The 23,622-nt window shown below is 38.8% G+C and carries 16 protein-coding genes; 1 reads left to right on the forward strand and 15 read right to left on the reverse strand.

The window, feature by feature from the left end; all coding sequences use genetic code 11:
* Nucleotides 1-340 precede the first annotated feature (340 nt).
* Nucleotides 341-1,333: a methylmalonyl Co-A mutase-associated GTPase MeaB gene (meaB, locus tag WJR50_RS21215; RefSeq protein ID WP_341295329.1), complete on the forward strand. Its 993-nt coding sequence runs from the start codon at nucleotides 341-343 to the stop codon at nucleotides 1,331-1,333.
* A gap of 5 nt (nucleotides 1,334-1,338) precedes the next feature.
* Here the strand turns inward: meaB and WJR50_RS21220 are convergent, their stop codons facing one another.
* The 15 genes from WJR50_RS21220 to WJR50_RS21290 all read right to left on the reverse strand — a co-directional run bounded on the left by WJR50_RS21220 (nucleotide 1,339) and on the right by WJR50_RS21290 (nucleotide 23,616).
* A complete protein-coding gene (locus WJR50_RS21220; RefSeq protein WP_341295330.1) occupies nucleotides 1,339-2,916 on the reverse strand; it encodes an FAD-dependent oxidoreductase in 1,578 nt (525 codons plus the stop codon).
* An 88-nt stretch (nucleotides 2,917-3,004) separates the two neighbouring features.
* A complete protein-coding gene (locus tag WJR50_RS21225; RefSeq protein WP_341295331.1) occupies nucleotides 3,005-5,818 on the reverse strand; it encodes a hypothetical protein in 2,814 nt (937 codons plus the stop codon).
* A gap of 269 nt (nucleotides 5,819-6,087) precedes the next feature.
* The gene (locus WJR50_RS21230; protein WP_341295332.1) at nucleotides 6,088-7,587 is read right to left on the reverse strand and encodes a sensor histidine kinase; all 1,500 of its coding nucleotides are present in this window, start codon (nucleotides 7,585-7,587) and stop codon (nucleotides 6,088-6,090) included.
* Nucleotides 7,588-7,789: 202 nt separating this feature from the next.
* A complete protein-coding gene (locus WJR50_RS21235; protein WP_341295333.1) occupies nucleotides 7,790-8,353 on the reverse strand; it encodes a phosphoribosyltransferase family protein in 564 nt (187 codons plus the stop codon).
* Nucleotides 8,354-8,508: 155 nt separating this feature from the next.
* Nucleotides 8,509-8,901, reverse strand: coding sequence for an IS200/IS605 family transposase (gene tnpA, locus WJR50_RS21240; RefSeq protein ID WP_341295334.1), 393 nt, complete (start codon nucleotides 8,899-8,901; stop codon nucleotides 8,509-8,511).
* A 135-nt stretch (nucleotides 8,902-9,036) separates the two neighbouring features.
* The gene (locus tag WJR50_RS21245; protein WP_277476820.1) at nucleotides 9,037-9,531 is read right to left on the reverse strand and encodes an Lrp/AsnC family transcriptional regulator; all 495 of its coding nucleotides are present in this window, start codon (nucleotides 9,529-9,531) and stop codon (nucleotides 9,037-9,039) included.
* A gap of 220 nt (nucleotides 9,532-9,751) precedes the next feature.
* Nucleotides 9,752-13,141, reverse strand: coding sequence for a PKD domain-containing protein (locus tag WJR50_RS21250; protein ID WP_341295335.1), 3,390 nt, complete (start codon nucleotides 13,139-13,141; stop codon nucleotides 9,752-9,754).
* A gap of 226 nt (nucleotides 13,142-13,367) precedes the next feature.
* Nucleotides 13,368-14,591, reverse strand: coding sequence for a glycosyltransferase (locus WJR50_RS21255; protein ID WP_341295336.1), 1,224 nt, complete (start codon nucleotides 14,589-14,591; stop codon nucleotides 13,368-13,370).
* A 5-nt stretch (nucleotides 14,592-14,596) separates the two neighbouring features.
* Complete coding sequence (locus WJR50_RS21260; RefSeq protein WP_341295337.1) at nucleotides 14,597-17,116, reverse strand: DUF4838 domain-containing protein; 2,520 nt, start codon at nucleotides 17,114-17,116, stop codon at nucleotides 14,597-14,599.
* A 37-nt stretch (nucleotides 17,117-17,153) separates the two neighbouring features.
* Nucleotides 17,154-18,350: a glycosyltransferase family 4 protein gene (locus WJR50_RS21265; RefSeq protein ID WP_341295338.1), complete on the reverse strand. Its 1,197-nt coding sequence runs from the start codon at nucleotides 18,348-18,350 to the stop codon at nucleotides 17,154-17,156.
* 8 nt (nucleotides 18,351-18,358) lie between these two features.
* Nucleotides 18,359-19,336 carry a glycosyltransferase family 4 protein gene (locus WJR50_RS21270; RefSeq protein WP_341295339.1) on the reverse strand — a complete coding sequence of 326 codons (978 nt, stop codon included), beginning with the start codon at nucleotides 19,334-19,336 and terminating at the stop codon, nucleotides 18,359-18,361.
* A gap of 3 nt (nucleotides 19,337-19,339) precedes the next feature.
* Nucleotides 19,340-20,389 carry a glycosyltransferase family 2 protein gene (locus WJR50_RS21275; protein WP_341295340.1) on the reverse strand — a complete coding sequence of 350 codons (1,050 nt, stop codon included), beginning with the start codon at nucleotides 20,387-20,389 and terminating at the stop codon, nucleotides 19,340-19,342.
* Nucleotides 20,389-21,501, reverse strand: coding sequence for a glycosyltransferase (locus tag WJR50_RS21280; RefSeq protein ID WP_341295341.1), 1,113 nt, complete (start codon nucleotides 21,499-21,501; stop codon nucleotides 20,389-20,391). Before WJR50_RS21280 ends, WJR50_RS21275 begins: the two co-directional genes overlap by 1 nt.
* Nucleotides 21,502-21,514: 13 nt before the next feature.
* Nucleotides 21,515-22,495, reverse strand: coding sequence for a glycosyltransferase family 2 protein (locus tag WJR50_RS21285; protein WP_341295342.1), 981 nt, complete (start codon nucleotides 22,493-22,495; stop codon nucleotides 21,515-21,517).
* Nucleotides 22,492-23,616: a glycosyltransferase gene (locus WJR50_RS21290; RefSeq protein WP_341295343.1), complete on the reverse strand. Its 1,125-nt coding sequence runs from the start codon at nucleotides 23,614-23,616 to the stop codon at nucleotides 22,492-22,494. The genes WJR50_RS21285 and WJR50_RS21290 overlap by 4 nt, the downstream gene beginning before the upstream one ends.
* Between the last annotated feature and the right edge of the window lie 6 nt (nucleotides 23,617-23,622).

Raw genomic sequence — 23,622 nt, forward strand, 5'->3', positions numbered from 1 at the left:
AAACTTTTAACCTCACTAACCCGATGGTATTTATCAAATATACACAAAAATAAATATTTATAATTATAATTTAAAATATACACTATCAGATGCCCCTAATTGCTTGAAAATTCTTTATATAATGCAATAAATCACCCTACTTTTTAGCACAAAATCAATACTCGGCAAGTAATATCCAATCATTGCTTTTCATATCAGGAGATAAAATCTGCATTACTAATGCCAAGCTTGCCAATTGTACTCTTATTGTAAACTATTCTTCAAGACATGATTAATCCGATGATAATTTTTAGTTTTATTTAACAAATTCGCTCATTTATTACTTAAACATGCTCTCTTCATGGCCAGAAAAAGGCTTACCATTCATGAATATGTAGAAGGAATTAAGCAAGGAAAACGCTTTGTACTCAGTCAGGCCATTACCTTAACTGAAAGTACCCTCAGTGCAGATCAACAAATTGCAGAGGAAGTGCTTGAAGCCTTGCTACCCCATACCGGCCAATCAGTACGGGTAGGTATTACAGGAGTTCCCGGAGTGGGAAAGAGTACTTTTATCAATGCCATTGGTCCTTATTTGATACATAAGGGGCACAAACTAGCGGTATTATCGGTGGACCCGAGTAGTGAAAAAAGCCAGGGAAGCATATTAGGCGATAAAACCCGTATGCCTGATTTGGCCCAATCTTTACAAGCCTACATAAGACCTTCAGCAACGGGAAATACCCTGGGAGGAGTTGCACAAAAGACCAGAGAAAGTATGCTACTCTGCGAAGCAGCAGGATATGATGTCATTTTTGTAGAGACCGTGGGCGTGGGTCAATCCGAAACACTGGTGCATCAGATGGTAGATTGTTTTATGTTGCTCATGCTGGCAGGTGCAGGGGATGAACTGCAGGGCATCAAAAGAGGTATCATGGAAATGACCGATATACTGGTAATCAATAAAGCTGACGGTCCGTATGCGGCTCCGGCAAAACAGGCAAAAAAAGAGTATCAAAATGCCCTGCACCTCTTTCCTGAGCCTGACAGCCAGGTATTACCCAAAGTACTTAGCTGCTCTTCATTAGAAAAAAAAGGTATAGAAGCGGTGTGGAAAGCGATACAAAAGTATGCCAGCGCAACACAGGCTAATGGGTACTTTCAGCGAAAGAGACAAAAACAAAGGCTTCAGTGGCTGCACGACACTTTAGGCCAGCAACTGAAGCAACTTTTCTATCAGCACCCTGCTGTACAGGAAGAACTCTCCACCCGTGAGCGGGAGATCGTTGAAGGGACCTCCTCACCGGCCAAGGTAGCCCGTGTTCTGATGCAAAAATTTATGTCTTCAACTTAAGCTGGCTATTTCAAGGTTTTGAAATACTCCTGTAGCTTAAAACCCGGCTTTTTCACCTCATCAGGAGATGGCATTTTTTTCATTCTCAACAGTTCTTCTATCATTGTCATTTCCTGATCGCGATTAAGTCCCAGTGCTGCCTTAAGTTTTCCACCTTCTTCATAGTAGGCGATAAATTCCTGCTCTGCTACTTTTCCATCATATATAATATCATCGTATGCCTTGACATAGCCTACATAACGGATCTGTGCTCCCTGTTGGGCTGTCCAGAAGAAAGGCACACTCTCATAAGCTTCACTTTCTCCTGCCATATTGTTGCCCGCTATGCGTCCATGCTGACAAGCTACTCTCCAGTGTTCTATACGTACCTGTTGTCCATGGTAAGGAAAGTGGGCAATATCACCGGCAGCATACACATCTTCTTCTGCGAGAAAATGTTTGTCTACTACAACTCCCCCATCCTCAGCCAGCGAAAGCCCCTTGATATAGGAAGTGGCAGGCTTTACACCTATTCCGAATAGTACCAGTTTGGTTGCTACCTCTTGCCCATTATCCAATACCACTGAGCTTACTGCCTGCTCACCTTTCAACGCTTTTACTTTACGACCCATCTGGAATTTGATACCTTCTTTCTCATGCAAACTCTGTATCATTTTACCTACTTCTTCCCCCCAGAGCGAAGCGAAAGGATGTTTTCCAGGCGCAATCACTGTAACGTCACATCCTAATTTATTGAGACTCCAGGCACTTTCCATCCCAATGAAAGAGGCCCCTACAATTACTACTTCCTTTACTTTTTTGGCAGTTTCCATGATTTTCTTGCTGTCTGCCATTGAACGTAGCGTAAATACATGCTGTAGATTTACGCCAGGCATATCAGGTTTGTTGGGCTTTCCTCCTGTACAAAGCAGTACTTTATCATACTTGAGTTTCTGCCCGTCAGAGAGGCTCACCTGTTTTTGAGCTGCATCCAGTTCAGAGACTTCTGCATGCAGGATTTCAATATCGTGCTCTTCGTAAAACTCAGGAGGGCGCAAAGGCATCCACTCAGCGGGAGCTTCGTCCTGTAAATATTCTTTACTGCAATTAGGCCGGTCATAGGGAGTTTCTGTGTCAGAAGTAATCATGAGGATTCTGCCCCGGTAGCCACTGCTTCTCATCGCTTCGGCAGCATACTGGGCAGCAGTACCAGCACCCACAATCAGGTTCAATTGTGATACTTTTTCATCCCTGCTTTGCATATCGGGGGTGCGCTGGGCAGGTGCATCCTCAGGGACTTTCACGATAATATCTTCTCCATCAATCTCCACCTCAAAACTAGGAAGGCTATCGCAACCCGGCGGTTCCAGATGATCACCGTTGGTCACATCAAAACAGGCATGATGCCAGGGGCATATTATACGCTTACCATGTAATAATCCGTCTGCCAAGGGTGCCCCGTAATGCGTACAATGGGCGGCAGTGGCGAAAAAATTGTCCTGATAACGAGCGAGCAGGACTTCAGTTTCTCCTACTTTTACCTGTTTCATTTCGCCCGGAGCCAGTTCATCTTTGTGGGCTACTTTTGCTTGCTGATAGGTCATGTGATAGAATTTTGCAGTTAAAAAATGCGTATTCTATCAACCAGCAAGTGCAAAGAGTGTTTATCGCCTTTACAATAATAACACTGAACTAGCGCGAGAAAGAAAGAATAGAGAACTCGTTTTCAAAATTTCTATAAACCTGAAAACGGTCTTCATTATCATAAAAAAGGATACCTACCGGATACCTGCTTTCAATAGGCCGGTCTTTGATAAGAGTACCCTGCCGGTTGAAGAGATACGTAAATTCCTGCACCTTGTCAGTAACTGCGTAAATTTCATTTCCTGCGCCAAAGTCATAATATTGTACTTCCAGCATATCTGAGGTCATGGCTGCCGGACTCATATAGTTTTTCTCAAACATCAGCTTGCCTTCATGGTCCAATACACCAAACAAGCGCTCATCCTGTCGTGCGATAATAAAGGTTTTCCCCAAAGCATCTACACTTAGCTGAAAACGGGTCTGCGTGGAAGGGCGATAAAGCTGCTCTCTTTTGGTAATATTTCCCTGGAGATTAAAGGCGATAATTTCCCCATGCAGACTTACAGTGGTCAGTACTGTATTGGCCGGAGTACTGCCTAAGTCAGTATAGGCTACACTTCGGATAGGTTTATCCAGATTAATGGGAAAACCTGCATAGGGCTGCCCACGTCTGTTGAGCGAATAGATAGTACCATCCTGCTGAATGGCAATGATAAAATCTTTATTACCTACCCTTACATGGAAAGGTGCAGTAGCCACCGGAGCATTGACAGTGGCATTAGGATTCCAGCCTTCCAGACTTTCCCTGTCTTTGTTAAACATCCAAAGTTTCCCCGCTGTATCACTCACCAGAAAGCGGTAGTTTTTGCTGTTGTCATAATCTATCAGACTCAGGTGCCGGATGCGTACATCTTCCGGCATATAGGAGGGATAACCGGAAATATAGGCTCCGGTACGGTCAATAACATGGATAGCACTGTCAGTAGCAAATAAATACTGTAGCTTACCATTGTTGAAGTAATCTATCTGGTAAACTTCTCCAACAATAGCATTTTGAAGAGAGTCTTTCCACAGTATCTCTCCATCCGGTTCAGCCAGGTAGAGCTGATTTTTTTCATCCTGAAAGAGTACTTCCAGCGTCTGGTCGGTATGATCCCGCACCACAAAAGGTTTTGTCTGTAAGGGATAATCTACAAACAGACGGCTCACATCCCGGAACTGTTCAGACTTATTTTCTGAGGAAGATAATGGCTCATAACTTATCGCCATGCTGGTGTAGAAATCATCTTCTGTTCTACTAAACTGAATGGCCAGGTGATCAAAGCTTTTGAGGACATCTGCATGCTGGTTGGCAAACGCTTTCCATTTGGGTGTAAGATGTTCGCGCAACAAATCCCAGCATCGGGAAGTATTTACAAATACGCTCACGTTTGACTCATCCAAAGCAGACTCTAAAAATCTTACTTCCTGTATGGATTTATCCCAGGTATTTTCGGCCTCACGGTCAGCAATCAGTCGCTTCAGGGCACGTATGCTATTGGCAAAAATCACATAGCGGTCGGTGATCATATAAAAACATTGTTCAAAACCCAAGGCTATGGGGCCCATGATGGATGCTGGAAACTCTTTATAACTTATTTCCCCGATCTGATAACCGGCAAACTGCTCGGAGTAGCTTATGCCTTCTACCTCACGGCTCAGTTTGGTTTCCAGTTGGCGCAGCTTACTACTCGCTTGCGCAGTATCATTGGTCTCCATAAGCAAGACCTTATCGGGCAGCTTAGTGTCTATGGATTCCAACACCATTAGTCCAATTTCTCCTTCAAACCACCCCAGTAGATCTTGCAGCCGGACGTCATATAGCTCAGTCAGGTTTTTACGGTAGCGTAGCGTTTGCTTCACTAGCTTCTGATCTGCCATTTCCTGTTGGCGATACAGTTTCTGCAGCCAATCCGCTCCTCCCTGTATGCCAAAATGGTAAAGCACCGCAGTACGCTCAGGGACATATTGGTATAAGTCTATAGCCTGAGGCTGTTCTTCATCAAAAGTACTAAGCCACACGGGGGGCTCTTGATTTTGTGTTGCGCCTGTCTCTACTGCCTTACGCTCTGTTTTGCTAAACCCATTTAATAACAGCTGATTATCTGTCAGGTTTACATCCAAGAATACAGTATTACTCAACTGGGCCAGCGGCTGTAGATAAGGCAAAAACTCATTGGTGGTAAATACTGATAAAAGAAGCGGCAGCTTGCTCATGTTCAGGTAGAGATTACCCTCATCGTTAGCCATTTTGGGCACTTCCTCAGTAGAAGCATTATGATAGACGAAACTGTATTCCCCAAATTCAGTCTCTATATTTCTTACTACATCCTCTATGAGAAATGGTGTAAAGCTGCCCACAAAAATATCGCGATGGACAAGGTAAGAAAACTGACTTCCGCTGCTTTTATCGGTAAGTTCACTGATTCTAAAACCGTTGAACATACGGCTTTCGCTTCTTATGCTTTCTTCTTCCTGAAAACGCTTAAGCGCCTGAGTCAGTGCATTACGCTCTTTGGTATTGTCCAGTCTGAAAAAATAGGTAAAATCAAGCTTGTCTTTGGAGATTACATGAGTGCCAATGAGTAACTGCTTTCCCGCAAAAAACTGCTGGATATTGGTCAGGCTATCCATCAGGATCATCTGCTCCTCCATGTCACGGTAAGCTTCAATGCTTTGCAGGTTTTTCCAAAGCTGGCTGCCACTCAGTTTTTCCCAGTTTGCCGGTAATTCGGCAGTTTCAAATACCAGCGCTGCGCTCTCCGGTACCATAGACCAAAGTGGAATCTCTTCATCCTGTTTCCACCGACGTTCTACATACAATAAAACTACCGTTAGTAACAGCAGAATAGCAATTACCCAAAAAACTCTTTTACTCTTCAAATTACCTATTTACGTTTAATATTGTGCTCTTGTAATCTACACCAGCCGATTTGGTATTGAGGCAACTGTTTTTCAGCTTTTTATGATGAAGCCGGCAAATTCTTTACTAGAATAGTCAATCACCTTACCCAAAATAAACATGTTTACTTTGATAAACGAAGGCTGATTTCTTTTATTCCGAATATATAATAGAATGTTGTTTTTTCACACCGACTTACCTTCTCTTCTGTCAGGGAACAACAATAATCAGGCGAAAGCGAAAGGAAAGCTTATTTATACTGGTTGGGAATTGTGACGGTAAAGGTGCTGCCCTTGTCAAAAGTAGAGGATACTTCAATATGTCCATCTAGTTTCTGGAGCACATCCTTAACGATATACAGGCCAAGCCCTGAACCCTCACTCCTTTCAGAGGAACGATAAAACATATCAAAAATATAAGGAAGTCGGTCTTCGGGTATGCCTTCTCCATTATCTTCAACTTCAATATGGGCTGCCTCCTCATCTACCCATATCCTGATATCTATAAAAGAGCGGTCCAGATAGTAGCGCCGGTATTTGATGGCATTGGAAATTAGGTTGTTCAGTACGATTCTCACTCGGGTAAGATCAGATACGAAGTATTCCGGCTGACTGATTTTGGTGGTAATTTCCAGGTTTTTAGTATTGCCAACGTGATAAAAGTTCGCTACTGCCAGGTTCACTTCCACCATAAAATTAATCTTGACCAGTGGATCAGTGGATCGCTTATTTCTGGAGATACTTAACAGGTCTACTACCAGTGTATCCAGTCTCTTGATGCTTCCTTCAATCAGGTCTACACATCTCTTCCGTTGTTCTTTATTGGTTTCTGACTTTAAGATACCCAGCATACCTAAAACTGTACGCAAAGGTGCTCTTAAATCGTGAGATGCATGGTATACGAAATTATCCAGATCTACATTGACCTGCTGCAGTTCTTCTAGGGTATTGGCCTGCTCACTTACGTCCCAGATCAGCAGAAAAATACCATCGTCACTGTATTTCGCGCTGAGGTGCCACTGCTTATTTTCTTCGGGAGAGAACGACCAGTACTCTATTAATTTTTCTGCGATGAGCTGTTCAACAAAGTTATACCATACTTCTTCTCCCATTACCTCCTGTAGTTGTTTCACCTTAACCGGAACGTGCAGGGAAGTAAATAAAGTATAGGCATGCTCATTCTGATAGTGAATCATTCCCTCAGGATCAGTCTTTACTATGGCTGCGGGAACTTGATCCAGCAAACTTAGGCTTTCCTGCTCGGTTGCTGTTTCCTGCTCAATGGCCTGCAAGGTACCGGAAACATTCAAGGGCTTTTTGTTCTCATCGTATACCAGCGCTGCTTTGATAAGCAGGAAGACAGGAGCGGTGCCATTATTCAGCATCTGCACCCTGAGTTGATATTGTTCCTTCAGGCCTCGTGCCATATACCAGAACATTCTCTTTACACCGAAGCGATGTTCAGGAACAATGATTTCCAGTAACTTACTAAAATCCTTTTCTCCTTCTATAGCCTCTCCTATCACTTTCTTCCAGGGAAACTGCAGGTAAAACTCTTTACTACCGATCTTCCATTCAAACAGGCCTGAGCGATTTGCGGTGAGGACTTCTTCCTGCCAGTGTAGCCTATCTGCCAGCGCAAACTTCTCCTTCTTTAGCCTCTGTAAGGCTTCCTCAAGCTGCTGCTTTTCCTTTTGTAAAGCTTCCACTCGTTGTTTATGTGCAATATCAGATCCTGAGCTGCGGGGCATCAGTCGCTAGGGTAAACATGTTTGAAAAAATAACTCATTATGTAACGAAAATAAGTTTTTATTTTAATAACATAATAAGTGTTACATGATAATTACACAATAATATGCTAAAAAAGCAGTATTTTGTTCTTTCAGGTAAGTTTTTTGATGTTAATGTTTTTTTTAATTTTGCTAAATTTCACTTTAGCGAGATAAGCCTTGATTATTTTAAGTGTACAGCATCTGCCTGTCCATCCAGTATTACTTCTATGTGTTCTTCCAGGGTGGTAGCCAGTTCATAGCCGGTATAATTGGCAATTACCGGAAACTTGCTATGACTACGATTGACCAAGACAGCGATCTCCATCTGACTGATATTTTGTTCCAGAAAAGGACGCATGCTGTAGGCCAGTGTTCTGCCGGTATTCAGTACATCATCTACCAGAATAATTCGCTTACCCTCCAACTGTTCTAAAGGATAATCTAATTTCACCTCACACTGCTTATTTGTAAACTTTTCCAGATGAATTTTTACCAGTTGCAGACTTGCTTCTGTATGCCTGCCTGACGAGGCTGACGTTTCTGCGTACTTAAAATGGCTGATTGCATCTAATTCACGCCCAATACGTTCGGCCAGGGCAAAACCACGGTCTACAATACCAGCCAATATGAGTTGCTGATCTTTGAAATTGCGCTCATAAATCTCATAGGCAATGCGCCGAATCTTTTGTTGTATCTGATCCGCATTCAGAATAAGGCGGGGGGTAGTGCTTAATTCAGGAGTCATTATCGGTTTTATTTAAGCTGTGTTTAAGCCCCGGGTTCCATCCGGGATTCCATCCGGGGTAAATCAAATTTAAGTCCTTCAGACTTAGAAGTGTTAAATTTTTACAACAAATACTTTTCATCAAAAGAAACCCCATTTTCATGTAATAAGCTTATTTACTCTTCTTTGAGGCTTTTCATTTTATGGTGCTCTTCCTGTTTTTTTATATAATGGATTAAGCGTTCTTTATCTTTCAACGAACAAGTAAAAGCAGCATAACCTTCCTGCCAACTAACGAAATCAGGAAATAAGTTATTTTCTTTAATATAGGCGTTACTTGCCAGCTTGATATCCTTGATTAAGGAAGCGAGAGGAACTGATGGATGAAGATGAGTTAAAATATGAAGGTGGTCTTCTATCCCATTGATACGGTAAAGGTGGCAATTTTTCTTCTTCAAAATACCCCATATATATTTAAAGAGCAGAGGACGGCTTGCTTTAAGCATACAGGGGTTTCTATTTTTAGGACAAAAGACAATGTGGTAAAGTATTTGAGTATAAGTGCTCATTCATTACTTCTTGGAGACTTAAATTTCTGGGATGCTACCTGAGATACTAGTAACATATCTCCATTGTAAGTCTTTTAAGCCTGAAGGGCTTTCATATATATTACCCCGGGTAGTACCCGGGGATTTACGACATGGCTACACTTTCACCTTTTCATCTTCGGGAACAGGAAGGGTCTTGCTATCCTTAAATGTAGATAAAATGACCAGTGACTGAAGGCTATCCACCACCGGTACTTCATTTACTTTATCCAACATCAGTTGCTGATAAGAAGCAATATCTTTGGCAATCACTCTGAGAATAAAATCGCTGGAGCCAGTGACATGATGGCACTCAATTACTTCATCAATCTTATTGATTGCGTTGATAAACGTTTTGATGCTTTCCTTATCATGTCCTGTAAGCTTGATCTGTACAAAAGTACTGATGCCCAGACCTATCTTAGAGGTATTTAATTTGGCATGATAACTATCAATTACTCCTGATTGCTCAAGTTTTTTTACACGCTCCAGGGTAGGTGCCGGAGATAAACCTATTTCTTTAGAGAGTTGGGCATTGGTGATTTTAGCGTTCCGCTGTAATATCTCCAGTATCTTCCGGTCTACCTTATCTAACTTCGGACTTGTTGTCATTTTTATTGGTATCATTTAAACTGAAAAAATTGCTGCAAAGATAGGTGATCACAATCATTTTACTAAACATTACCGAACTTTGTTACTGTAATTTGTCAAAATTAAAAATAATATAGTTCTATAGCGAACAAAAAATCAACTAAATTCATTCGCTGCCTAATTTTATGTCCTCTCACGGAACATAATTTTTCTACACTAAAGAAAAAAACAGTTGGCTTTTTTAAGGTCCTACCATCAAGCGATAAGTTTCCGTACGATCTAAGTAACCCACCTGCAAAAAGTAACTTCCGGTGATCATCTTTGACACATCTATATTGAACGTGTTAAGGCCTGCCTTAGTATCATTAAAAACAATATTTTCTACCAGCTCACCTTTTGTAGTCAGCAGACTGAAACGTACTATCTCTTTCTGAGGTAATACCATATCTACCTTAATCTTCTCAGCGGAAGGATTGGGATAAGGAGCGATCACACTAAAGTCGTTATTAAGGCTCAGGCATGTACGGTTATCAGTAATATCTTCTTCATCCGCCAATGCTGAAAGGGTAGCGCAAATGTAACGCAGGTCTATACCCTGATTGAGCTGGGAAGATATTGTAAAGTCCAGAGGGTAATTGATGATTTCACCTGGCTCAATGCTTCCTTCAAAAGACTCAGTGATGGTCAGTACTTCATCCAGGGTCATGGCAATCTCAAAATCACTGACCGTAAGATTTCCCAGATTGCGTACCGTCAATAGCAGCCTTACATTGGGGTCATCCTCTTCTGACAACAAACTTATTCTCTGCAATTGTAGGTCATAAGAAGGTGCTACTACCTCTATGGTTTCACTATATGTATCCGTACAACCCAGATCAGACAGCGCTTCCAGAGTAACCGTATAAGTGCCCGGATCGCTAAAGGTATGTGAAGGATTGGCTTCATTTGCAGTAGCCTCTCCTCCAAAGTCCCAGCTTAGACTATCTGCGCCAGTACTGGTATTGCTAAAGTTGACCGTCAAAGGAGCACCACCGTAAATAACATCAGCAGTAAAAGCAGCCTGAGGAGCGGCAGATACGCTTACCTCCTGACTAAAGGTATATTCACAGCCCTCGCTGGTCTCCAGTGTAAGGCTCACCTGATAGCTACCGGCTTCTTCAAAGACGAAGACAGGATTTTCTTCATAGCTGATACTCAAACCTCCAAAATCCCAGCGATACTGGCTGATTGCTACTTCCTCGCTTAGGCTTTCGTTGCTAAAGCTTACGGGCTGACCCGCGCAATTCGCTGCAAAGCTAAAGTCGGGTGCAGGAGGCGTATTGATGGTAATGTTTTTGGTTACGGAAGCATTACAGGCCGTAGCCGAGAAAACTGTCAGCGACACCTGATAAGTACCGGGCTGCTCAAAAGTATAAGTTGGCTCAGCAATAACGAAATTCTCACCATTAATGGTCCACAGCCATTCACTGATCTCTTCCTCATCATTGACCGTAGACATATCGGAGAATTGAACAGTGTAGGGATCTGAGTCTGAAGGACAAAGCGCCTGCGCACTAAAATCTGCCTGCACTGCGGATTCTACGATGATCTCCTGACGCAGGGTATCCGTACAACCGGCACTGGTAAGTACGACTAAAGTAGCTTCATAAACCCCTGGCAAGGCATAGGAATACTGGGGATTACGTGCCTGTGAACTTCCCCCATGGGCAGTCCCCTCCGGGGCGGCCTCTCCACCGTCTCCAAAATCCCATTCCCAGGCCACTACATTGGAATTGATGCCGGTGGTACTCTCATCTACAAACTGGGTAGGCGCACCCGCACAGGCGATATCGGCGGTAAAGGCCGCCTGCGGACGGGCATAAATGGTAATGGTTTTGCTCAGCGTATTGGCGCAGCCGATGGTATTATTAACCTCCAGCGTAGCGATATAGGTACCGGCAGAATCATAAGTGTAAGTGGGACTTTCCAAAGCCGTACTGCTGTACGTACCGCCATCCCCAAAACTCCAGCGATAGCCGGTAATATTTTCACCGCTGCTCAGATTCTCAAAAATGACTTCATCGCCCTGGCAGATCTGGGGTGGCGTGCTGAAGTTTACCACCGGCCCCTGCTCTACTACGAAGGTAGTATCATAAGTATTGGAGCAGCCGGGAATGCTGGCTGTCAGGCTAACCGTTTTACTCCCTCCGCTGCTAAAGGAAAAAGTAGGATTAGCTTCGGTAGAGGTACCTTCTCCGTTAAAATCCCATACGTAGGTGATAATCTCATCCGCCCCCTTCGTATCCGTCAGGTTCTGAAAAGCAATGGCTCCATTGGTACAAATCACCTCCTGATCTACTCCAAACTTAGGCTCCGGCGGCTCATAAATCGTAATTTCTTTCGACACCCGCTGCCCGCAGCCATCCGCAGACTCTACTTCTAGGGTGACGAGATAGGTGCCGGGGGAGGGGAAGGTGTAATTGATAGTATCCTCGGTGAAGGTAGTGTTTTCAATAGTCCACTGCTGGCTTATAATATCATCAGGATTTTCAGTTGAAAACGTTAACTGAGTAGTACTCCCCACGCAAATATCTTCTGCCTGAATATCAAGAGAGGGGGCGTTTGTTTCTTTTACATAAATAGAAAAGGTGGAGTCAATTGTACAGTTATTATTGGATACTGTTAGTCTTATATTTTTATTTCCAGCAGAGGAAAACTTAATCTCAGGAGTTATGTCTTCAGAGTAATCTACATTTTGATCACATATTTTTTGAAAAGTCAAACGATCAATATCATCCCTTTCAGTATCTGTAGAAAATAAAAGCCACTTACTTTTATCGTGTATTAACTTAAAATTATATCTACGGTTGAAATTGATGAAATCATTAATATTTATTGGAAGAGGATTATTACCTATACTTGAGTTAAAATTGAACCGATATAACTGGCCGTTGTATGCGCTTACTATCCCTATGTATTTACCTTCTTCTTCTACAATATTTACCCCTATTGGAGCAGCAAGATTGCTAGCTAATAGCGTAGCTCTGGGTTGACTAAATAAACTATTACCAAATTCTAATTTATAAACTCTACCACTTGTGCTTGAACTTGTAAGTCCAAACCATCCCTCATTAGTATTGATAATATCAACACCCATAATACCCCCAAGTGTATAACCCAAATTGTTATTGATAATCTGAGTATTAATATTATTAGTAATTGAATTGCCCCAATTAATTACAGTCACTTTGTTACTTCCCCTATTGCTTACTACCCCAACCCAATTACCATTGTCATTAACTATTTCTATACTTCTTGGCTGATTTAATACACCAAAATTTCCTAAATCAACTATAGTTGGAGTATTGCTCAAACTGTTTCCAAAATTTAATAAACTTAATGTTGACGTTTGAAGATTTACTACTACGGCTGCCCATGTTCCATTTTCATTAATAATATCAACATCAATAGGGTTACTAAAAGTGTTGAAATTGCCCAAATTTTCAATAGTAGGTAATTCTTCTAAACCTTCCTCAAATTTTAATCTAATAACATTTCCATTACTAATATTAACTGATAAACCATACCAAATTCCATTACTTTTCACTAAATCTATAGAAGGAATATTTATTAATGCATCGTTACTTATCACCGTGTTTTGTTCCGGCAATTGAAATATATCTATCAAGCATAAGTCCCACTCCCAATTATAATCATCAGCTTCTATGCTGTTGTTACCTATTCTAAAACTTTCACCAACACAAACCGTATCAGGTACATTTAAGTTTATTGTAGGGCATTGAGAAAAAATTTGGTGGGAGAAAAAAAAAGTAAAAAGGCCTAATAGATATAGATTTTTTTTAGCAATACTTAAATTCTTAGCCCAATTTCTCATATATCTGATGATAGTTTTCCACTCCTTTTTCCAATGAGTAATAATCTTTTGCACCTGTTTGTATAACTTCTGGTTTTACTGAAAGAAAGTGAGTAATTTGTTTACAGACCAATCTATAATTTATTTCAGAAAAATCAGCAATTACTGCGCCAGCACTTGTATTCTGTATAATCTCAGCAGTATCCCCAACGCCAGCATTACATATAATTGGAATTCCCATACTCATTAATTCTCCCTGTTTGGTAGGTGATGAGGCTTTCTTAGAAAATACAGGGTTAATAAAAAAAACTGATAATTGCACTAAAGTCATATAGAAGGGCAATTCATCTCGTTCAGAGCCTGTAACAATTATTTGATGAGGTAATATCCCCTTTTTCTCAGCTGTGGTGATTATACAGTCAGGCTTATCTTTTGTTATAAATAAAAATTTTGCATTGGGTTTATACTCTAACAAAACTTTAAAAAAATCTACCATCTCATCCAACATATACCATGTACCTAATGAACCTAAGTATAAAAGAACAAAATCATCATTGGTAATGCCAAGTTTCTCTTTAAGAGAGAGTACTTTTTTCTTATTAAGTTTTACTACTTTAGGATCAAAAAATGCTAAGTCTACACAACAGGGTATCACTTCTATTGGAGCATGATTTCTTTCTTTTGATTCAATATACTGTTTTGCTGACTGAGTGAGACTAACCAGATAATCAGAGTTTTTCCAGAAAAATTTTTCTTTTCTTTTAAAATATCGATAAATAACTCTAAATAGAGGGTTTTTCATATCCCATATTCCTCCCTCTATGCGTTCATCCGCCCAGAAGCCTCTCATATCAAACAGTACTTTTACACCATACTTTTCTTTGAGATGCAGACCTATTAAAACAGTTAGATAACTGCGGCAATGAAGAACATCAATATTTTCTTTCTGTAATATTTGCTTTACTACCTTTCTGAGTATGATCAAATCATAGAGTGTAGATAGTACTGGAGGAGATTTATGATAAACTAATGGTTTCCACTGAATTTTGCTATCAGAAATTGAAGATAAAATATTTGTTCGGCGTGCTTTTAAGCGAGCATGCTTTTCAAAGCTAATTAGAATAATTTTATGACCTTTTTTTGACAATCCAAGTAAATAGGGTAAGACCTGAGACTGTCCTAATGGATCAGTCATGCCGTCATAAGACAGGTATAAGATATTTCGCATCTAACTTAATTCTTTGACATACCTTCCGGTAAAACATTAGTAGGAATTAAAAGCTGTTGTGGGGAGCCTGAAACGAAAGGCGGTATTCCTTCAAAATAAAAGCTTCCCTTTTGCCTTACGATTTGCCATACTCCAGCTTCTCCTGGCTTTACTCCAACTTCTACTGTTTGTTTACCTTCCGTATCTTTGGAAATTTCCCGGCCAGTAGGAGACTTTAATGTAAAAACTATTTCTCTGATCACCAGAAATTTTTCAGTACCCTCAGGCACATAAAAATAAAAATTACTTCTATCCCAGGTAGAAACTTTAGATTGATTATTAGCCATTAATGCATAAGGATAGTTTCTACTGGTCTGGAATTTAAAACCAGATTTACGATCGTTAATTCTCATATGATAGGTACCCGGTTTTAAGCGTTCATTAAGTGTAATCGTAAGAAGTGTTCTATCTTCAGGAATATTTTCCTGCAGTAGTACCTCTCCTATTTCTCCAGTTTTACCGTCATACTTACTAATGTGTACATACCCTCCGGGAGGATTACTTTTAATAAACCCGCTCCTGATTGAAAAGGTCATTTGCCCATTTTGTTGCTCAGGTACTTGAAAAATGATTTCATGTACATTAACTGTACTATTCTGCTCATAAACCTTACCATCATTTTTTTTCACTCTAGCTGAGGGAGAAGGAGAAGAAGGTGATAAAGCAGACAGATTAGCACTATAGTTCTCTGATGTAATACCTTCTACAGGTTTATATTTCTTAGCGTCTTCTTCGATTAAAGCATTAATCTCATCTCTCTTCACAGGTCCAGTAGGATTTTTCCAAACTGCCTGTTTATTATCAAATTTATATTTTGCCGATGGTGCTTGTGAGTTTGCAATACGACGAATAAGTGGGTAGCTGGCAACAGTTCCTGAACCTCTGATTCGCCATGAGTAATTTAGTAAAGAACTATATTTCTCAAGATTTTTGGGGTCATTTTTCCATTCATGAAATAATACCACATAGTGCATATAATACTTTACATGCTCTATACGCATTTTTGTTTCGTTGTCACCTACCATTTGATCTGCCTCTTCTAACAAGGAAAGCCAGTTTGCAATATCAAAAGAAGTAGGTGGAATATTACTATTTTTCTCCCAGAGTTGATAAAGTTCCTTCATAGGTTTCTCAGTTTTTCCGTAGGCCAGACGAAAAAACTCTTCGGAAAGGGCTTTAGTGTCAATATCAATATCCCATAATAATTTTGTAGCAACATAATGCCCTAAACCACGACTAATCCATCCAATATTAGTTTCAGCAGAAAGAGCGGTAGCTTTGTTAGCATGATAAAATTCTAATCCATTCTGTATATAGTCAATTTGACTACCTCTAGGCTGCCCTGGCATGTCCCAATCCCAAGACATCACACCATAATAATCATAGATACCAACTTTACTAACCTTCTTACCCCATTTCTCAACTAATTGCTCTGTTGAAAACGAAGAACGATTGAAAGCAGTCGCAACCATGACAAAAATGTTAGGTTCTAGTTCAAATGAAGGAGGTGATGCATGTTGATTATATGCATACATTCCTACCCATTTATCTGGGTATTTTTCCCCTACTACTTTCGCCACCTGATTAGTAAGATGAAAAACTCTATCCGATATACTTCCCAATGCTTTACAATTATCGCAAGTACAATGCCCTCCTCCATCAGACGGCTCCATAGAAATCATGTCCAACTCTCTTCCCTTTGCTTCTGCGTTGGCGAACTGTCTCAATGCATCTTTTACAACCAGATCTACCAAGCCTGTATTACTATAGCAAAATTTAGGTGTGCTGGTAGGTTTACGTGACCCATCCGGCAACAGCGCATAATATTCTGGATGTAAATCAAAAGTTTTTTGATTTCTTTTGACGATCTTCTGGTATTCATGTCCGGCATTTACTTGAAATGCGCCTTCCGTCCTCGACGCTTTAACCCAAAAATCATAGTCCTTATCTGCTTGATTGGAATCTGTCCCATACGCATACCATATACGTCTATGATCATAATCAGGGACAGTTACAATATTTAATTTTTGATATGGTAGAATTTTCTTAGGAGTGATATGCCATCGCTTATTGGGAAAAAAATAACGATATCCTAGGGCTTCCAGATAAAAGAAGACCGCATGTCTTACTGCTAATATTGAATTTCCAACTAAGTATACCTGCTCTTTATCTGGCAAACTTACCACACTGAGTCCTTCACTATTGTAGCTAGATAGTTTAGGGTCATAAGTAAGCTTATCTGCATCTTTTGTTAATGAGAGATAAATTCCTGTTTCACGATTGGTAGGACTACCAGTTTTTACCACTGCTTTGATATATTTTACCTTATTGAGCTCATCCGCTAAAAGTGTGGCTGAAACCTGCATATCTTTGTGTGAGGAATTCCCAAAGTATATATTAACGACTTGCTCCTGTGCAACTCCCAAATAGGGAATAAACAAGAATATGCAGCTTAAGCAGAAAAAATATTTGCGTAGTGTAGTCATAGCTCAGATGATTAGGTTTAATTTCAAACACTGATCATTACCTCAAGAATTCCGTAATCTGAACCATTTGTGCCGGCAAAGTATAATTTTTTCTGAAGCTTGCAATAAGCACCTCAGTATCTGGACAAAATTTGCAATTTTCGCTTAATAAATACTCTAATTTTGTTATAAAGTCTTTTGAATCATTTGAGTTAAATTTATACCCATTGTACTTATGAACAATGATTTCATCTAACCCTCCTGCGTCAGAGACTAACATTCTACTTTGCTGCATCAAACCTTCAATAGCCACATTCCCGAATCCTTCTGAAAGTGAAGGAATGACTACTAAGTAGGCTAGTTTAAAAAGGGAGAGTAATAAATTGTTTCTTATTACTCCACTGATAATCAAGTTATTAGCAAGTCCGTATTGGTGTACCAGGTTTTCAAAATGTTCATGATATAATCCTCCTCCCGCAATAATTACCTTGAACTTGCTACCTATCAAAGGATTTTGATCTATGAGTTTTCTATAGGCATCGAGGAAAAAATAATGTCCTTTAACCGTATGAATCCTACCTGGCAAAACGAGGATTTTATACGTATCCAGATCAACACCAACTTTTTTTAAATAATTTAAACCTTCTTTTTCATTTATGTTTCTTTCCGGAATAGCATTAGGAATAACAACTGAGTTTTTGTTAATAAAAAAATGACTCGTAACATTTTTTCTTACAGCATCTGAAATAAATATACTTTTATCATCAGTAATCCTGGCCAAAAAAGAATTAATACTATTAAATATTCTTTTAGGAAATGTATCAAGAGGATTAGCCGCATATTGTAAAGAATGATGATAGTTTACCAATTGGTATCTTCTTCCTTTCAGACGATCCAACAACTTTACTACCCTCATCTGAAAATGAGCAAGTGGTAAGTTTGCAATTACCACAGAAGCTTGCCACTTCTTCAGATATTTTGAAATAACTAACCCTTTTAAAAAAGTGTACCTGATAGCTCGGAATGTTAGTATTTGAACTGGTAGCCCTAATTGTAAAATAGATTTCTCTGAAATTTGTAGTTGATCAATAAGTGCGTATTCTGTGCTTCTTCCCATTATAATTAGTCTTATCTGATAACCTTTTTCATGAAGGTAATTGATTTGGTGAATGAGCATGGTCTCAGCTCCTCCGTAATCTAGACTGGGGATTACAAATACAATATTTTTATGTGACGCAATTTCAGAGTCTTTCATCTATTATACTATAGCAATAACCACTGATCAAAATTCTCAGAAAACTTCTCAACAGATAATTTTGAGTTCAAAACAGCATCTGTTTTTTCTGTATCTAAAGGTTGATGTATTGCTTTTTGTAAAGCCTGATAAGCATCTTCTATCTTATATTGATCGTAAATGGCACATCCTTCAATATTCTCAATCAGTTCAGCAAAACCTGAATTTTTGTATACTACACACTTTTTATGATGCATAAGTGCTTCGGCACATACTAAGCCTAAAGGTTCGTCAATAGAGGATAAGAAAAAGACATCGATTTTATCAAAGTAGAAATGGGGATTGCTTTGATAACCAAGCCATTCTACATTTTCAGATAGGTAAAGTCCCTTTGGATTTCCATTCCCCAGCCAATAAAACTTCCATGCTTCATTTTTTTTCTTAGCATAATCTGCAAGTTCAGAGTAAAAGCTAACGCCCTTACGGGACATTAAGTAACCAGCCATCAATATCTTTACAAATGATGAATCAGGGGTAATTTGTTTGATGAAGGGTAAAGTATTGTAGACTAATTGGGTTCTTTCAGCGCCTAGGTGTTGTTTAAGATAGTTTTCCTGAAGTGCAGATATACAGGCGACCCTGTTTCTTCTGAGTAGTTTTTTTACAATCTTATATTTATAGGGTGCATTCGCCTGAAAATGTTTGATAGCATCTTCCGCTTCCTGTAGATAAATTACTGTATCCTTTCTGAAGCAGGTAAAGAGAATTAAGTCCCAAAAGTAGAAGCAATAAAGACCGTTCATGATCACTTTTTTCCCAAAGAAAAAGGCGATCAAAATGCGAATAAAGCCAAAGCGTGAATCTTTGGATATTTTTTCCACAACCTCTCCCCTTCCCGTCCAATACTGATGATAATGATTTGCCGAAACTGTAGACCCTCCTTTGGGGTAAAAATGATAAGCAATGAATATCACTTTAGCTTTTTGGTACCTCTGGATTATATTCATATGCTAAAGCTTAATCTCTCCGGAAAAATGAGTACGGACAAACCCTCCATAGTTTTTATTAAAAAATTGCTTCCCCCAATACAGGTAAAACAGTTTTTTGATTACTTTTTCTAAGAAAACATTTCCCTTTACCCATGGCAGAGATTGTAATTTACTATAATATTTACCTTCACTATACCTCTGCTGATTAACTAAAGATAAGTCTAATGCTTTTTGCCAAACCCTATCTGCCTGCTCTCTTTCACCTAATGTTAACAAAGTACTACTGATATTGAAATAAGAGCTTGCCAGACTACGTTGATACACCTGCTTAAAGCTTCCTTTTTTTTGTAGATTATCAATTAAATGATAGCAGCTCTGCTCTAATCCTAATATTCTGTCTAGAGCGTTTTTGCCTCTACTGATAGATTCGCCCGAATGTCTTCGCCAAAAGCAATCCGGTTGTACATTCAATTTCTTATAGGTGAAATTTTTAAGTAATGCGTTAAGATGAAAGTCATAATCCTGAAATGCAGGAAGATCCTCATTCCATCTTAAGTTTTTCTCTACTAATGATGTTTTACGCCAGATAGGATTAAAAATGAGCCAGGGTGTGTTTTGATCAATAAATCGCATTATATCATCTTCTTCCTCATCAAAATAATTGATCAGTAAAGAAGTATCTCCAGGAGCCTCTTTGAAGACCAGTCCTGGAAATACCCAAAAATCAAATAAGGAATATTTTTGAATGACCTCAACACGTTGCTGTAGGCAAAAAGAAGCTAAAATATCGTCAGAATCCAGAAATATTATATACTTACCAGTACTTTTTTCTATTCCAATATTTCGGCAGGTAGGTGCCCCTTTAAGTTCGCGGTCCCGATAAAACAACTTAATCCTATTGTCTTTTTGGGAATAGGACTGAATAACATTCTGACTTCCATCAGTTGAACCATCGTCCACAAAAATATGCTCCCAATTTTCATAGCTTTGACGGAGTATAGACTTAATAGTATCCTCAACTAAAGTTTTCCTATTGTACAAAGGGGTGATCACTGAAATTTTGGGTTGCATTATTTGATCACTTCCCATAATTCATTAATTCTCTTTTTGATATCGTAGTTTTGTTCCATCCACTTTCTTCCTGCTATACCAAAAGTCTCAGCTAGCTCTATATTTTCTGCCAAATGAATCATATACTTTGCCATATCTTGTATATCTCCCTCATCAACCAAAAAGCCAGTCTCTCCATGTTTGACTGCATCTTTTATTCCGGCATGTTTTGTACTTACAATTGGCAAGTTTGATGCACTAGCCTCTAGTATGGCTAATGGAGTCCCTTCCGCATCCCCATTTTCCGCAGTTACAGAATGTTGTACAAAGCAAAATGTTTGCTCCATTAATTCAGCAACTTTTTGATTAGTTAATATACCTTTAAATTCTACTTTATTTGAGATATCAAGAGACCTAACTAATTGTTTGCATATTGGCAATAAAGGTCCATCTCCAACCATAAATAATTTAGCTTTGGCTACCCTCTTTGCTACTTCTGAAAATGCTAAAATTGTAAGATAGGGTGCTTTCTTTTCTACAAACCTTCCAACTGCAAGGAAATTACAAGTGGTTTGAGATTTCCTTTTTTTTCCAAATTCTGAAAGATCAATGCCATACGGAATACACTTTACTTTATCTTCCAAGGCACCAAACGCAATTAACTTTTTTTTCATATCAGAAGAAACAGCAATTATAGCCTTTGAAAACTCAAACATTACCCTGTATTTGTTTTCATATAATTCTAATATGTCTCGCTTTGAAGCATCATATCCGTGGAAATGAACTACCAAAGGTATTTGATAGTATTTACAGGCTTGTACTAATTTTGCTCCAGTAACCCCATACTCAGCCAAAACACAGCTTACTCTCTCTTTTCTGAGTATCTTAAATAAAGATCTGATCTCCTGATCCATTAAGCTAATACCTTTGATACGTCTTTCCAGAAATCTGAATAAACGAGCAAACTTATTCATTCTGAGCAGAGTAGTTTTATTTCCAAAATGAGCATCATGACCAAATGAATAAACAGGTATTTTTTTACCCGGAAGAAAGTTTATATGATTATTGATGAATGTTTCAGAATAGGTATTATAAGTTGGAGATACTATGGCTATACATTCTTTTGCTTGCATATTAGCATCACAATTATACACTTGAAGGTTTTAAATAATTAAGGAGTTTATCAAAAAACAGTATTCTCCTGATCATAAGAGGAAATAGATTATTTCTCTCTTTTCCCAAGGATAAACGAAGTGCCTTACTAAAAGCCCACATTTCCTTAATAGTATAAGTACTCGCATCATGATATAGTGAGCTTGCCCACCTTTTAGATAGCAGTTTATATGCTTCTCGTTTATTACTTTCTTTAAGAATAGGCTCAATTTTGTCCAGAATCATTAATATTTCTTTAACCGCTAATTTTGTATAAGTATTCTTGACTCTTTGTGATTGATCGTGTCTCCTATTGTAATTTAGAGGCTCTGAAACAAATGCAATATTAAATTGCATTAATATTTTTATATATAACTCCCAATCTCCTGCATATTTCATACTATTATCAGCCTCCCCAACTGAGATATATGCATCACGCCTGATAAGAGCTGCGCTTACATTGGGAATAGTATTTTTCAGGCATAAGTTTTCATTAATTTCGTTTACCCCTAAATTCCAATAATCTTCAACCCATTTTTTATGATTACTTAGATCATTTGTCCATTCTATCCTTGAAGCAATTACTTCGTCACTTTCATTTATTTCATAAGATTGAGAATAGGCAATACCGATATTTTCACCTTTATTGATTGATTTAATTAATTTTTCCAGAAAAGTTATGTCTGCCCAATCATCACTTTCTGCAATCCAAATAAACTTACCTTTTGCCAGCTCCACGCCTTTATTCCACTGTCTAAAAGTACTTCCACTGTTTTTTTTATTAAAGTAAGTCTTAACTCTGGCATCTCTTTGTGCATACTCTTTGATAAACTCCTGACTTTGGTCAGTTGAGCAATCATCTAAAATTATTAACTCAAAATCTCTAAACGTTTGGTCAAAGATTGACTCAATTCTTTTAGGGAGATATCGTCTATGGTTGTAATTTGGCAGTATAACAGATACCAAAGGGTTCATATTAGTGATTTAATTACACTTAAAATTTTGGGTGCAGCTTCATCAACAACTAATTCCTTCACCTTCTCCTTTATTATCTGACCATCTGCTAACAAATCTGAAGGGTTATTAAAATAATACAGGATTGTTTGGGCAGCTTCATTAATATCTAGATAAGAAACCGTTTTTCCTCCCCCATTTTCAATAAGTTCAGGTATACCGCCTGCCTTATCAAAACAAATAATGGGTTTCCCAAGCATTCCACTTTCGATACAGACCAAAGGAAAAGGATCTTCTCTGGAAGAAAGAAAAAACACATCAAAGCTTTGAAAGTCAGCAATAGGAAACTGCTTCTCCCCTAAGAAAAACACATGTTGTGAAATTTCTAATTTACGGAGGTCTTCTTCAACTATTGCTCTATGTTCATCATTCATTGCTCCTACCCACGTAAACTTTATTTTATCTGTTGATTTAAGTACTTCTTTTGCTACTTGAATAAAAATGTCATAACCTTTCCTCCAATGGACTGTGCCAGCACTACCAACATTAAAAATATTTGAAGTAGAACTATTTGATTGAGCAGGAATAGTTATCTTTTCTATATATTCATATATCAGATGGATTCTCTCTTGCTCAACTCCTTTGTTTACCAGCATTTTTGATACTGCGGAAGATACAGCAATAAATTTATCTGTGTCCTCTTGTAAAGACATGAAATTTGGGACATACCTCCTTATAACTGTATCCAGTTCATGGACATGACAAAGTAGAGATGCCTTGCATCTTTTTTTAATAAAAGTACCTACTTCTAGGGTAAGCACCGAGTTACAATATAACAAATCATAATTCCTTGTAGCTAAATTGCCTTTCAGATATCTAAATATATGATCGCTGGAACCACCATATATCTTATTAAATAGGCGCAAGCTAGCTTTCTGTACCTTATTACCAAATAATTGATTTGACACATAATAATGGTCAGAATAGCGGGCAAATTCCTCCTCAAGCGCCCCTCTTCTTATTACCAAAACGTCTATAATAAAATGATTATACTCAGATCTTAACCATTTAATGAAATATAGTAAAAGTAAAGGAGCTCCAGTTCTACTAGCCTCATGTACGATAAAAAGAATACGTTTCATAGAAAG

Source organism: Catalinimonas locisalis, assembly GCF_038039535.1.
In the GTDB taxonomy this organism is placed as follows: domain Bacteria; phylum Bacteroidota; class Bacteroidia; order Cytophagales; family Cyclobacteriaceae; genus Catalinimonas.